Source organism: Bacteroides sp. D22 (assembly GCF_000163675.1).
GTDB lineage: Bacteria > Bacteroidota > Bacteroidia > Bacteroidales > Bacteroidaceae > Bacteroides > Bacteroides xylanisolvens.
The window spans coordinates 6,432-20,264 of the sequence record NZ_GG774827.1 but is presented as its reverse complement, the minus strand read 5'-3'; the positions used below and the strand labels follow the sequence as shown (position 1 = coordinate 20,264).

Genomic DNA, 13,833 nt, shown 5'->3' with positions numbered 1-13,833 from the left:
GTAAAAGCTGTTTGAACTCTAAACTCTAAATAGGCTCGCAACCTTGATATTCTATCGGAGCTTTGCAGCTTGGCGGAGAGAGGCCGTTACGTGGGCTAGCCTCAAGTGCTTTCTCTTTTATGGTGTCCTCTTCCCGCCTATCAGTCTTTATCTTAATACAACAAAGATAATAAGACTGATATTTTCCTGATAAGATGCGGAGGTAATTATTCGTCTCGCTTGACTTTTTTAAAATAAATTTCCGACCTCTTATCTATTAACTGCAAACTTAGAGCTTCTTGTATGTAGTAGCCAACTATAGGGAACAGGTTGGCATAAATACAGGTATATAAGAAACAGACAGTCCATTTTACTACTCAACAGTTCTTTATTAAAGAAGTGTGCAACTTTGTGTTGTGTTCCTCACACTTATATCTCAATTATTAACGCTCTCTATTAGGAACGTAGAAGCACAAACAGATTATATAACAAATGAAGACATTAAGATTTATTGGTATGGCTTTAGTAGCCATTATTATGAGTGTAAATTTCGTTGCTTGTAGCGATGACGATGATGACAATCCTATTGTTGGTACATGGCGAGGTGAAGTCGTTGATGACGGTAAAGGCTATAGTGATTCATATACATTCAATGCAGACGGAAGCGGTATATGGCAAGAGTTTAAAGATGGTAAACAAATTGATTCAGAATCATTTAAGTACTCTTTAGACGGCGATAAGATTACATTTACATGGTCAGACGGTGAAACATATACGTCTACCTTCTCTATTTCGGGTAATCGTCTAACGATTAAAGATAATTCTGATTCTGTAACTTATACCAAGCAATAGATACAGGGTTGAAACAAAAAGCAAGGCAGCATTTGAAGTAACATTCACTTGCTGCCTTATTAATTACCTCCTTCTCTTCTTAACTAATTTATGCTTATCCTTCTTAGCTGAATTTGAGAATAGTTGTTCTAACATTTCCCTTGTGATAGGTAAATATGTGACCTCTGTTAATCTAGTCTCTCTAATCTCTTGTGGTAAATAGTGAATTGTGTTATTCCTCTTTGGTGTTACTTGCATATTTTTGTAAAAATAAATAGGTTGGTAATTGATTTATCTACAGCAAAGGTACTGATAAGAATCTGTCCAATCTAATGTAAAAGATACATTCTGGATTATTGAGGTATGTGTTTGTATTGGAAGAAAATGTCAAGGTGGTAGATAGCGACAAAATGGAATTATTGCTTCTATAAGCAGAATAATGGATAAAGATGTACATAAACAAAAGGAAGTCCCGAAGCTAAGAATTATGCAGAGAACTTTGCCGAGTATTATAAAGATATACAAGGCAAATAAGTGATTAAAAATTAAAAGTCAGTTATCGAGATGATAGTTGGCTTTTTATTTAAATATAAGTTGTTAAATAGAACATATAGATTAAAATATCATAGGGAAATGCGTTTTATTTCAGAATTAAGAGTTATATTTGTAATGTTCTTATGAGGCATACAAAGCACAAGAATGAATCACCATTTTGCTAAATGGCTAATAATTAGATACAGTAATAAAAGCCCCATTTTTTTTTGCTCTTATTTTTTAAGCTCCTTTCTAATTCGTATCTTTGACCCTTGCATTAAGAGAGTATTCTCAATCTTAAAATAGTAAGTAGTAAATCGTAAAATAGTAAATGAAATTATGTTTTCTGGAATCGTAGAAGAATATGCTACTTTGGTAGCACTGGTGAAAGACCAGGAGAATATACACTTTACATTTAAGTGTTCGTTTGTGAATGAGTTGAAAATCGACCAGAGTATTTCTCACAATGGTGTGTGTCTGACAGTGGTGACTCTGACAGATGATACGTATACGGTGACTGCCATGAAAGAAACATTGGAACGCTCTAATCTCGGTCTGCTGAAAGTGGGGGATAAGGTGAATGTTGAACGTAGCATGATGATGAATGGCCGACTGGACGGACATATCGTTCAGGGACATGTAGACCAGACCGCTACTTGTATTGATATTAAGGATGCGGAAGGTAGTTGGTATTTTACCTTCCAATATGCGTTTGATAAGGAAATGGCGAAACGTGGATATATCACGGTGGATAAAGGTTCGGTAACTGTGAACGGTGTTAGTCTGACGGTATGTAATCCGACCGATGATACTTTCCAGGTAGCTATCATTCCTTATACGTATGAGCATACAAACTTCCATACGTTTGAGATTGGCAGTGTGGTAAATATTGAATTCGATATTATCGGTAAGTATATCAGCCGGATGATTCAATATAAATAGTTGGCTGTCGCGAAAGCGAATTTTAATCGTAAATTGTAAATCATAAAATCGCAATCTTATGGATTTTCTTCAATTGGTACAGGCTCGTCAAAGCGACCGTTCGTATGATAAGGAGCGTCCGGTGGAGCCGGAAAAGTTGGAACGGATACTTGAAGCTGCTCGTTTGGCGCCTTCGGCTTGTAATGCGCAGCCTTGGAGGTTTGTAGTCATCACGGATAAGGAACTGGCTCAAAAAGCGGGGAAAGCTGCTGCTGGTTTGGGGATGAATAAGTTTGCTAAAGATGCTCCCGTGCATATTCTGGTGGTAGAGGAATCTGCTAATATTACCTCTCTGCTTGGTGGAAAGGTGAAAGGCAAGCATTTTCCATTGATCGACATTGGAATAGTTGCTGCTCATATTGCTTTGGCGGCTGAAGCCGAAGGACTGGGCTCTTGTATTCTGGGTTGGTTTGATGAAAAAGAAATGAAACAGCTTGCCGGTATTCCTGCTTCCAAACGTTTATTGCTGGATATTGTCATTGGTTATCCGGCAAAGGAAAAACGCAAGAAAATGAGGAAGCCGAAAGAGAAAGTGGTTTCATACAACCGTTATTGATTGAAAAATAATTATATTCTTAGTCCTTTAGGATAAGCATATAACAGAAAGCATCGTTGGTTTTAAAGGAAGAGTCCGTTCCTTTTAAACCAACGATGCTTTCCTTTTAAAGGAACGGACTGTTTGTTTAAAACCAAAAGTGTTTCCTCTAAAGTGTTGATATATAACTTATTATTAATGCCGCTTATTTAGCGGCATTAATAATAAGTTATTTATTTCTTTTTTGACAAATCCTTCAGCCAATAGTCTACTGCCGCTTTCAGTTGGGCGTCTTCTCCTTTCAGGCTGGCTTCGGACTTATTATAGATAAGAATATCAGGTTGTAAAGTCTGATTTTCGAGTTCGTTGCACTGCTTGCTTCCTTTTCCTTATAAATCTTTCAGTAATACTTTACTTGCTTTTTTATAGTATTCTTCTCTGGATTCGGTCAGCACTTTCCATTCGTCGTTGAATTCTTCGTCTTTATCAATTTTGAAATTTTCGGAACCGTATGTATCCAAACGATCCAATAAGATGGCTACATTCAATTGATTGATATCCATTGACGGTTGATAGCCGATCTCTTCGCTTTTTTCGTCGGTGACTACCTCGTGAATCAATTCTATTTCCTGCAACTGATAAAGTACCTGGTTGGTTAGCCGGATGGGAATCTGGTGCTCTTCCGAGATTTCTGCAGCCGTATAGGGAGGCTCGTTCTTCTCAAACCGTTTGGCTATGAGCGACATAATCAGGATGGATATAAAGTCCCGGTATCGTCTGCTGATATTCCGGGTATCCTGGTCAAAACTAAAACTACGGATATTTTGCCCGGCATACGTCAATTCGGCTCCGAATAAACAGATTGTCCAAGATATTTGCAACCAAAGCAGAAATAAAGGAAGTGCAGCAAAACTACCGTAAATGGCGTTGTACTTTGACACCCACAACTGGCTGTTGATATACAGGAACTGAAAAGCCTGATAAGCAGACCCCGCCAGAATGCCTGCAATGAGCGCGTGTTTGAATTTTACTTTTGTATTCGGCATGAAGATATACAGCCCTGTGAACATCAGCCATGTCAGGACGAAAGGGATAAGCCGTATCATGAATTTCATAATAGGAGCAAGCAGGACGAAATCATCCATCTGTTTGAGAATGGTACTCATAAACAGAGAAAGTCCTCCGGATACTACAATCAGAATCGGCATCAACAGGAACATAGAAAAGTAATCCGTAATCTTGCGATACATGGACCGTGCTTTTTTCACTTCCCAAATACGGTTGAAGGTGATTTCAATATTGCTGACCAGATTGATAACCGTCCATAACAACATGACCAAACCAACTCCAATGAAAATACCCCCTTTGGTTTGTGAAAGATAGGAGTTGACAAATGAGAGAATGGCCTCTGTTGTTTCTATATTTCCTCCGAAACCATTGCGGAACTGATGTTCCATCAGGTTGTCGAATCCAAAACCGCGTGCCACGGCAAACAGGATGGCAAGTATCGGTACAATAGCGAGCAATGTGCTATATGTCAGTGCGGAAGCTTTATTAGCCATTCGGTCTTTGGTAAACCGGTTGATACAAAGATAGATGGTCTTTATAATATTGTAGAGTGAGAACTTGGTTCGGGTCACTTCATCTTCCGTAATGCGCCAGATGTCATACGTAAGAAACTTCCATATATCGGTGATTTTCTTCTTCATAGTTCAACGGATAATTAAAAGAAAAAGCAGTCAGCCTATAAGCCGAGTTCTGTACCTTATATAAAACAAGGTGCCTGTCATTTATCTGAGTGGCGTGTCACCACGACACTTTAGCGGTCTACCCTCCGACATGGAGCGAGCAACTCTCATAACGCCGGTTTACATGACCTTACAACTCCTAAGACGTACAGCCCGACATGTCACCATGCGGCTGGTGGGCTCTTACCCCACCTTCTCACCCTTACCTCTCCCCGAAAGGAGCGGCGGTTGTTTTCTTCTACGTTACTCTACCCTCACGGACAGCTTTCTGTTAGGAAGTAGGATGCTCTATGTTGCCCGGACTTTCCTCCTGCACGAAACGTGCACGCGACAGACCGGCCAACTGCTTTAGACTGCAAAAATACGTCATTTATTTTGTTTTAGCCAAAGAAAGTACCACAAATAGAAATAATTTCTACCTTTGCTATTATTAAAATGAATTTTAATGAAGAAGAATATCCTCCTTTTCTCTTGTTTTCTGGTGATTGCGGCAGTCAGCCTGAAAGCACAGGAAATACGTCCCATGCCTGCCGATTCAGCTTATGGGGTAGTGCATATCTCTGTTTGCAATTTGCGCGAAGAAGGCAAATTTACTTCCGGCATGAGTACACAGGCATTGTTGGGGATGCCGGTCAAAGTACTTCAATATACCGGTTGGTACGAGATACAAACGCCGGATGATTATACCGGATGGGTACACCGGATGGTGATTACCCCCATGTCGAAGGAACGTTATGATGAGTGGAACCGGGCGGAAAAGATAGTGGTTACTTCGCACTACGGATTTGCGTATGAAAAACCGGATGAAAGTTCTCAACCTGTGTCCGACGTGGTTGCAGGCAATCGTCTGAAGTGGGAGGGAAGCAAAGGTCATTTCTACAAAGTATCTTATCCCGACGGTCGGAAAGCATACATCTCTAAATCTATTTCTCAACCGGAAACAAAATGGAGGGCTTCATTGAAACAAGATGTTGAAAGTATCATTGCGACTGCTTATTCGATGATGGGGGTTCCTTATCTGTGGGCAGGAACCTCTTCCAAAGGAGTAGATTGTAGCGGCTTGGTACGTACCGTGCTTTTTATGCATGATATTATTATTCCGAGAGATGCGTCTCAACAGGCTTATGTGGGCGAACATATTGAGATTGCTCCTGATTTTGCCAATGTACAACGGGGGGATCTAGTGTTTTTCGGTCGTAAAGCAACTGCGGAGCGTAAAGAAGGAATCTCTCACGTTGGTATTTACCTTGGTAATAAACAGTTTATCCACGCTTTGGGCGATGTACACGTCAGTAGTATGAACCCCGCGGATAAGAACTATGACGAGTTCAACACGAAACGTCTGCTTTTTGCCGTTCGCTTCCTACCTTATATTAATAAGGAGAAGGGAATGAATACTACGGATAATAATCCTTATTATAAATAGTTGATAAATGATGTTTGATAGTTATTGTGAGTATTTTGTATAAATATCTATCATCTATTATCTGTTACCTGTCATTTATCACTTATCATTTGTAATTTATCATCTATTAAAGCATGCAGAACAGAAGAGATTTTTTGAAAACAGCGACTTTGGCTGCTTTGGGTTCAGGGTTGGTTGTCCGTCAGACATTAGCCGGAGAATCATCGCTTTCTAACGTCTATATAAATAAGCTCGGTTTGGGAGGAAAGATGAAAATGAGCTTTTTCCCTTATGAATTGAAGTTGAAGCATGTGTTTACGGTTGCCACATATTCACGCACAACGACTCCTGATGTACAGGTGGAAATAGAATATGAAGGGATAACGGGGTACGGAGAGGCCTCTATGCCTCCTTATTTGGGAGAGACGGTAGAATCGGTTATGAGTTTTCTGGGGAAAGTGAATCTGGAACAGTTTAGTGATCCTTTTCAGTTAGATGACATTTTGTCATACGTTGACAGCCTCTCGCCAAAAGACACGGCGGCGAAAGCTGCGGTAGATATCGCCCTTCATGATTTGGTGGGAAAACTGCTGGGTGCTCCCTGGTATAAAATATGGGGATTGAACAAAGAAAAGACGCCTTCTACCACCTTCACGATAGGTATTGATACACCGGATGTAGTACGGGAGAAAACAAAAGAGTGCGCCGATCAGTTTAATATATTAAAGGTAAAGCTGGGACGGGACAATGATAAGGAGATGATTGAAACCATCCGCTCGGTAACGAATCTACCGATAGCGATAGATGCCAACCAAGGCTGGAAAGACCGTCAATACGCGCTTGATATGATTCATTGGCTGAAAGAAAAAGGCATTGTGATGATAGAACAGCCTATGCCGAAGGAGAAGCTAGACGACATTGCCTGGATAACGCAACAAAGTCCATTGCCGATATTTGCAGATGAATCGTTGCAGCGTTTGGGAGATGTAGCTGCCTTGAAAGACGCTTTCACGGGAATTAATATTAAGCTGATGAAATGTACCGGTATGCGTGAAGCATGGAAGATGGTAACACTGGCTCATGCGCTTGGTATGCGTGTGATGGTGGGTTGTATGACAGAGACCTCGTGTGCTATTTCAGCAGCTTCACAGTTCTCGCCATTAGTCGATTTTGCCGACCTGGATGGTAACTTGCTTATTTCTAATGATCGATTTAAAGGGGTAGAAGTGGTGAATGGAAAGATCACCTTAAATGATTTGCCCGGAATCGGTGTCATGAAAATCTGACTTTACTGAATGAATGTCAGAGTGTTAAAGCCATCTGACATACAACGAATGTAAATTTGTCAGGTGTTGTCGTTAACCGCTGTTAAGCTCCAAATATTCTCTGTTAAAAGTGGACAAAAAAGAGTGACAAGTAGAATAAGTGAACGATATTTGTTATTATTTTAACGTCGTAAAAGTTAAAACAATGTCGAATATTAACAATTTAAAGAATTATAAATCATGAAACAGACAACAAAGAACATTCTGGGAGTAGGAGCAATCATTCTTCTTAGCTCAGGAGTTGCAGGATTGACAACTTACAAATTGTTGCAATCTAACGAAGCTGCTAAAGAGACATCTTTTAATGAGATGTTCAAGCAGAATCCCAATGTCAAATTGGCTGCTTTTGACGCTGTGAACGCTCAACCTGTTGACCTGACTCAGGCTGCGGAGAATTCGCTTCATGCTGTCGTACATATAAGGTCTACTCAAGAAGCTAAAACAAGAACTGTTCAGCAAGCGCCGGACATCTTCGATTTCTTTTTTGGTGATGGACGCGGACAGCAGCGTCAGGTACAGTCTCAACCTCGTGTAGGTTTTGGTTCGGGAGTAATCATCTCGAAAGATGGATATATCGTAACGAATAATCACGTGATTGAAGGTGCGGATGAAATCAGTGTGAAACTGAATGATAACCGTGAGTTTAAAGGACGCGTGATCGGTACTGACCCCAGCACCGACCTTGCATTGGTAAAAATAGAAGGTGATGATTTCCCGACTATTCCGGTAGGAGACTCCGAAGCGTTGAAAGTAGGAGAGTGGGTATTGGCGGTAGGTAACCCGTTCAATCTGAACTCTACTGTAACTGCCGGTATCGTAAGTGCGAAAGCCCGTTCTCTGGGTGTATATAATGGTGGTATAGAATCATTCATCCAAACGGATGCTGCTATCAATCAGGGGAATAGTGGCGGTGCGCTGGTAAATGCCAAAGGTGAACTGGTAGGTATCAATTCGGTGCTTTCTTCTCCGACAGGTGCTTATGCAGGATATGGTTTCGCTATCCCGACCAGCATTATGACGAAGGTAATTGCCGACCTGAAACAATACGGAACAGTACAACGTGCATTGCTCGGTATTCGTGGTGGTTCTATCGGTAGCAGTTTGATGGACGACCGTCAACCGATTGATAAATCCGGTAAGACACTGGCAGATAAAGCTAAAGAACTGGGTGTTGTAGAAGGAGTGTGGGTTTCTGAAATCGTAGAGAATGGTTCTGCTGCAGGAGCTGACATCAAAGTGGACGACGTAATTATCGGTGTGGATAATAAGAAAGTATCCAATATGGCCGACTTGCAGGAAGCTCTTGCGAAACATCGTCCGGGTGATAAGGTGAAAGTGAAACTGATGCGCGATAAGAAGGAAAAGACCGTTGAAGTAACGTTGAAGAACGAACAAGGTACTACCAAAATCGTGAAAGATGCAGGCATGGAAATCTTGGGAGCTGCTTTCAAAGAATTGCCGGATGATTTGAAGAAACAATTGAATCTGGGTTACGGTTTGCAAGTGACAGGAGTTTCTTCCGGTAAGATGTCAGATGCAGGAGTTCGTAAAGGTTTCATTATCCTAAAAGCTAATGACCAGCCGATGCGCAAAGTCAGCGACCTGGAAGAAGTGATGAAAGCTGCTGTTAAGTCTCCGAATCAGGTATTGTTCCTGACCGGTGTGTTCCCATCCGGTAAACGCGGATACTTCGCTGTCGATCTTACTCAAGAGTAATATATAAAATAAGGTAAGAAGATTATAGGATAAGCTAATGAAATAGAAAAAGGATGCCGCCAATCAACTTGTCGGCATCTCTTTTTGTTTTATTAGTTGAAAAATATAGTGTAAAAGTTACTTAATTTTGTATGTTAACAAATTATTTGTCGTAACTTTGCACTCCAAATCTGTTTTTAAAGAATGAGACAACTAAAGATTACCAAAAGTATCACTAACAGAGAGAGCGCTTCTCTTGATAAGTATTTGCAGGAAATCGGCCGTGAAGACCTGATTACTGTTGAGGAAGAAGTGGAACTCGCTCAACGCATTCGTAAGGGTGACCGTGTAGCATTGGAAAAATTGACACGTGCCAATCTTCGTTTCGTCGTATCTGTGGCTAAACAGTACCAGAACCAGGGTTTGAGTTTGCCTGACTTGATTAATGAAGGCAATTTAGGACTGATTAAGGCTGCCGAGAAATTTGATGAGACACGTGGATTTAAGTTCATTAGCTACGCTGTATGGTGGATTCGCCAGTCTATTCTGCAAGCATTGGCAGAGCAGTCGCGTATTGTTCGTCTCCCGTTGAACCAGGTAGGTTCGTTGAATAAGATCAGCAAAGCCTTCTCGAAGTTTGAACAGGAAAACGAGCGGCGTCCGTCTCCCGAGGAGTTGGCAGACGAACTGGAAATTCCGGTTGATAAAATCTCTGATACGCTGAAGGTATCCGGCCGTCATATTTCGGTGGATGCACCTTTTGTGGAAGGAGAGGATAACAGCCTGTTGGATGTGTTGGTTAACGATGATTCGCCAATGGCGGACCGCTCTCTGGTTAATGAGTCTCTTGCGAGGGAAATTGATAGAGCTCTTTCTACGTTAACCGATAGAGAAAAAGAAATCATTCAGATGTTTTTCGGTATCGGACAACAAGAAATGACATTAGAAGAAATCGGCGATAAATTTGGCCTCACACGTGAGCGCGTTCGTCAGATTAAAGAAAAAGCAATTAGAAGACTTAGACAAAGTAATCGTAGTAAATTGCTCAAATCTTACTTGGGATAAGTAAGGAATATCAGTTTCTGAAAAAAGAATTTGAGTCGCATAAGTCGCACTTTTCATGTAGAAGAATGTACTTATGCGACTTTTTATATAAGTCCTATTCTATAATTTAATCTTGTGCTATGTGAGTTTTATGAAGAAATTTGTTCTAATATCATTTGTTCTGGTTGCTTTGGGAGCAGGGGTGATGGCATACGCAAGATATGCGACATTATCTTCTGACACGGTGCCTGCTAAACTAGAGCAACGTTTGCGTGAAAAAGCGCAGGCAGGAAAGGCTTATTGTGATAAGAACGGGTATAATACAAATTATTGCTTTCTGGTAGATTTCAGTATTCATTCCGGTAAAAGGCGTTTCTTTGTATGGGATTTCAAGGGAGATTCTGTGAAGTATGCAAGTCTTTGTGCGCATGGATACGGGAAAAACAGTACGCTGTCCAAGCCTGTATTCAGTAATGTGGAAGGTAGTTATTGCTCTTCTTTAGGAAAATATAAAGTAGGGATACGGTCGTATAGCAAGTGGGGGATTAATGTTCATTATAAATTGCATGGATTGGAAGCAACGAATAACAATGCTTTCAAACGGTATATCGTGTTACATTCTTATACTCCGATGCCGGAAACGGAGGTGTATCCTTTGCATCTTCCATTAGGAATCAGTCAAGGGTGTCCTGTGATATCTGATGAGGTGATGAGGAAGGTTGACAGGCTGCTCAAGGCAGAAAAGAAACCTGTATTGTTATGGATTTATGATTAAGAAATGCTATTTATTTGAGATAAATCGAGGTAGTCTCCTCTTTTTTGTTACCTTTGCGAAGTTAAAAATTATATGATATGAAATACGTAAAAATACTATTTGCAATTGCACTTGTGTTTACCATGTGCTCCGCTTTTTCTCTGAAAAAAGACCATTCTAAACCGGTTTATGCTTTTGGAATTTCTGCTTCATTTACGGATACGGTAGTCTATTTCACGGATATTCAGATATTAGATAGTGCGAAGGTTAGCAAAGAAGGATTCTTGGTTCATCGTGAATTATATAGTTATCAGTTGAAAAATTATTTGGAGGATAACCAACTGCAGCAGAATAGTACATGTATGATTTACTTCTCGGAAAACAGAAAGAAGTTGGAAAAAGAAGCAACGAAGATTCTGAATAAATATAAGAAGAATAATAGAATGACGGTATCGCGAATTGATTCAGATAAATTCCGCTTTACGAAACCGGAAGAGTAATAAACAATAACTTAATTGTTAATATAATAAGAGATGCAGGTTTGCATCTCTTATTTTTTTATCTTTGTCCCTATTATAAATGAGGAATATTATGAAAAAGATTAAAATATTATCGCTTTTGTTCTGTGTTGTAATGTTGGTGGCAGCTTGTCACGATGATGAAGAAGGCCCTATTATACCTCAACCACGTGAACAAGTTGGGCGCACTGTGTTGGTATATATTGTAGGTGATAATGGCGTTAATGAATTATCTGATCTCTTTAAAACCAATTTTGAAGATATGAAAGAGGGTATGAAAGAGGTAGATTATTCAAAATGTAATTTAGTTGTTTATAGTGAAATGGTTAATGATGTTCCTCGTCTTGTTTCATTAAAAAAACAGAATGGAAAAGTGGTAGCAGACACTCTTTTTACCTATTCGGAACAGAATCCTTTGGCTAAAGAGGTTATGTCTTCTGTTATTTCTCAAACGGTAAGTTATTTCCCGGCAGATAGTTATGGTTTTGTGTTTTTATCTCATAGTTCTTCATGGGTGCCGGCTACCAATGATGCGAATTCTCGTTCAATCGGGTACTATCGTAGAACTCAAATGAATATTCCGGATTTTCATGATGTATTGTTATCTTCTTTTCCTAGACCTTTGAAATTTATTCTGTTTGATTCATGTTCGATGCAGGCTGTGGAGGTAGCTTATGAACTACGTGATTGTGCTGAATATTTTATTGGTTCACCAACTGAAATTCCTGGTCCTGGGGCCCCTTATAGTGTAGTTGTGCCGGAGATGTTTACAGAGAATAATTTGGCTATAAATATAGCTAGTGCTTATTTCAATTATTATGAAAAATTTTATACTGGCAAGGTACCATCGGTTAATACAAATTGGACGGGAGGAGTTGCAACATCTGTAATTAATAGTGCTGCTTTGGATCATTTAGCTATGGTTGTTAAAACTATTATTCCTAAATATATTCAAGATGCGGGAGTGGTGCAGCGTGATGATATACAGCTTTATGATTTTAGCAGTGATAAAGCAAATTATGATTTTGATAATTTGATTCAAAATTTAACAGGAGGAAAAGATAATGCTGATTATCAGTCGTGGCGTCAAGCTTTTGATGAGGCTGTAATTTATAGGAAAACTACACCGAAAAATTATTCGGGAATTACTTATAGTATGTTTTCCATGGAAAAGGCGGAAGGGCTGTCCACTTATATACCTCGTGGAAGCTTTGATTCAAAAATAAATAATTTTTATCGAACATTACAATGGTATTTTGCTGCCGGTTGGGATGAGACTGGTTGGTAATTAAAAGTCTGTAATGTACTTGCATAAAGAGGGTATAGATGAACCGAACAAAGAACATGTATGGGCTGCCAATGCTATAACAACTCTTGATTTCAAGGCGGTGAAAGGAGCAATTGTACTTCTGTCTCGCTGAAACTGCAGGCGTTCCCTTATGCAAAAAACAAAGTTATGAACAGTGGGGCAGGGACAAAGGGTACAGTAGGGACACCACAATAATTTCTCACACACGTGCGCGCGTACAAATAAGGTGGAAAATAATGAAACGTGGGGAGAAGAAGGAGAGCACGGTGAAGAAGATGCTTCTACTATGACGATGAAGAAGTGTTGCCAGAATATAATCATTCTTTCGCCGACTTTAAGACTGCACTTCAACTTGTGAATCTCTCTACTGCCAAGCCACGCATATTCTGTTATTCCTTGCCCTTACAGAAATTAGCCATCTGATGAATGTTGATGAGAATTTCTTCTTTGGCAAATTGAGAGCAGGTTTCACCTGCACATAGGTATGGCAGTCGGCATGGGATAAAGGAAAATACTGCACTCGCCTGACTGAAACGCCTGCCCCAATGCATAGTGTTTATCAATGTAGATGATGAAGAGACTATTTTAGTACGTGCGCGCGGGTGTGTGAAGGGGCTCCCTGAAAAGTGTCCCTTCTGTACCCGCCCGTTATAAACAATGCAGTGATTTGTCAATGCTAAAGCGGTGCTTTACGAGTGCTAAAGCATAGCTTTACGTTCTCTAAAGCTATGCTTTTCTAAGCGCCTCTCTCAATGCTCTACTATTACCCTCACTTCCTTATCCGTCCTCACACTTTTCTAATTCTATCAAAAAAATGTTCTACAACATCATTATCCTTCAGCACTTTAGCAGATTCTTTCAAAAAAACTTCGAAAAAAGAGTTTAATATATTTGGATTGTATACGAAAAGGGCGTACTTTTGCACCCGCTTTCCAAGAGAAGAAAGCCTTGCAGAATTGACATAGTGAAAAAGCGAGATTGCGCTTAAAGAAAAGAACAAAAAAACTTCCAAAAAGTTTTGGAGTATAATAAATAAAGTTCTTATCTTTGCAGTCCGATTCGCAAAGAAAACGGCCTTTGTTTTTCTTTTATACATTCTTTCCCTTTCGCATAGAGAGCCTGAGAAATGAGTAAAAAGAAAAAATAAAAAAAACTTCCGAAAAAGTTTGGTAGTT

The 13,833-nt window shown here is 39.9% G+C and carries 13 protein-coding genes and 1 other RNA gene; 11 read left to right on the top strand and 3 right to left on the bottom strand.

What is annotated here, in order from left to right:
* Window positions 1-471 precede the first annotated feature (471 nt).
* From HMPREF0106_RS02245 to HMPREF0106_RS02255, 3 genes are all read left to right on the top strand, one after another.
* On the top strand, window positions 472-831 hold the full coding sequence (locus HMPREF0106_RS02245) for a lipocalin family protein (protein ID WP_009041075.1): 360 nt from the start codon (window positions 472-474) through the stop codon (window positions 829-831).
* An 852-nt stretch (window positions 832-1,683) separates the two neighbouring features.
* Entirely contained in the window at window positions 1,684-2,286 is a 603-nt protein-coding gene (locus HMPREF0106_RS02250; RefSeq protein ID WP_008025374.1) for a riboflavin synthase, read from the top strand.
* A 58-nt stretch (window positions 2,287-2,344) separates the two neighbouring features.
* Window positions 2,345-2,881 (top strand): nitroreductase family protein, encoded by a 537-nt coding sequence (locus tag HMPREF0106_RS02255; protein WP_008025371.1) that lies wholly within the window; start codon window positions 2,345-2,347, stop codon window positions 2,879-2,881.
* Between the two features lie 368 nt (window positions 2,882-3,249).
* On the opposite strand, the gene HMPREF0106_RS02260 is transcribed toward HMPREF0106_RS02255, so the two are convergent.
* Window positions 3,250-4,569, bottom strand: coding sequence for a YihY/virulence factor BrkB family protein (locus HMPREF0106_RS02260; RefSeq protein WP_008025368.1), 1,320 nt, complete (start codon window positions 4,567-4,569; stop codon window positions 3,250-3,252).
* Window positions 4,570-4,591: 22 nt separating this feature from the next.
* Window positions 4,592-4,955, bottom strand: an RNA gene (gene rnpB, locus HMPREF0106_RS25465) — RNase P RNA component class A.
* A 98-nt stretch (window positions 4,956-5,053) separates the two neighbouring features.
* Here rnpB and HMPREF0106_RS02265 point away from each other — a divergent pair.
* The 8 genes from HMPREF0106_RS02265 to HMPREF0106_RS28155 all read left to right on the top strand — a co-directional run bounded on the left by HMPREF0106_RS02265 (window position 5,054) and on the right by HMPREF0106_RS28155 (window position 13,016).
* Entirely contained in the window at window positions 5,054-6,034 is a 981-nt protein-coding gene (locus HMPREF0106_RS02265; protein WP_009041074.1) for an NlpC/P60 family protein, read from the top strand.
* Between the two features lie 113 nt (window positions 6,035-6,147).
* Window positions 6,148-7,299 (top strand): dipeptide epimerase, encoded by a 1,152-nt coding sequence (locus tag HMPREF0106_RS02270; RefSeq protein WP_004317637.1) that lies wholly within the window; start codon window positions 6,148-6,150, stop codon window positions 7,297-7,299.
* A gap of 219 nt (window positions 7,300-7,518) precedes the next feature.
* The gene (locus tag HMPREF0106_RS02275) at window positions 7,519-9,054 is read left to right on the top strand and encodes a trypsin-like peptidase domain-containing protein (protein WP_004317638.1); all 1,536 of its coding nucleotides are present in this window, start codon (window positions 7,519-7,521) and stop codon (window positions 9,052-9,054) included.
* A 183-nt stretch (window positions 9,055-9,237) separates the two neighbouring features.
* Entirely contained in the window at window positions 9,238-10,098 is an 861-nt protein-coding gene (locus HMPREF0106_RS02280) for an RNA polymerase sigma factor RpoD/SigA (protein WP_002561589.1), read from the top strand.
* A gap of 130 nt (window positions 10,099-10,228) precedes the next feature.
* Complete coding sequence (locus HMPREF0106_RS02285; protein WP_032851633.1) at window positions 10,229-10,852, top strand: murein L,D-transpeptidase catalytic domain-containing protein; 624 nt, start codon at window positions 10,229-10,231, stop codon at window positions 10,850-10,852.
* Window positions 10,853-10,929: 77 nt separating this feature from the next.
* Window positions 10,930-11,331 (top strand): hypothetical protein, encoded by a 402-nt coding sequence (locus HMPREF0106_RS02290; protein ID WP_009041072.1) that lies wholly within the window; start codon window positions 10,930-10,932, stop codon window positions 11,329-11,331.
* A gap of 91 nt (window positions 11,332-11,422) precedes the next feature.
* Window positions 11,423-12,637 (top strand): clostripain-related cysteine peptidase, encoded by a 1,215-nt coding sequence (locus HMPREF0106_RS02295; RefSeq protein WP_032851632.1) that lies wholly within the window; start codon window positions 11,423-11,425, stop codon window positions 12,635-12,637.
* 247 nt (window positions 12,638-12,884) lie between these two features.
* A complete protein-coding gene (locus HMPREF0106_RS28155) occupies window positions 12,885-13,016 on the top strand; it encodes a hypothetical protein (RefSeq protein WP_008771187.1) in 132 nt (43 codons plus the stop codon).
* A gap of 429 nt (window positions 13,017-13,445) precedes the next feature.
* Here HMPREF0106_RS28155 and HMPREF0106_RS28000 read toward each other — a convergent pair.
* Window positions 13,446-13,833 (bottom strand): hypothetical protein (locus HMPREF0106_RS28000; RefSeq protein ID WP_232286797.1); only part of this gene is annotated, 388 nt, incomplete at its 5' end.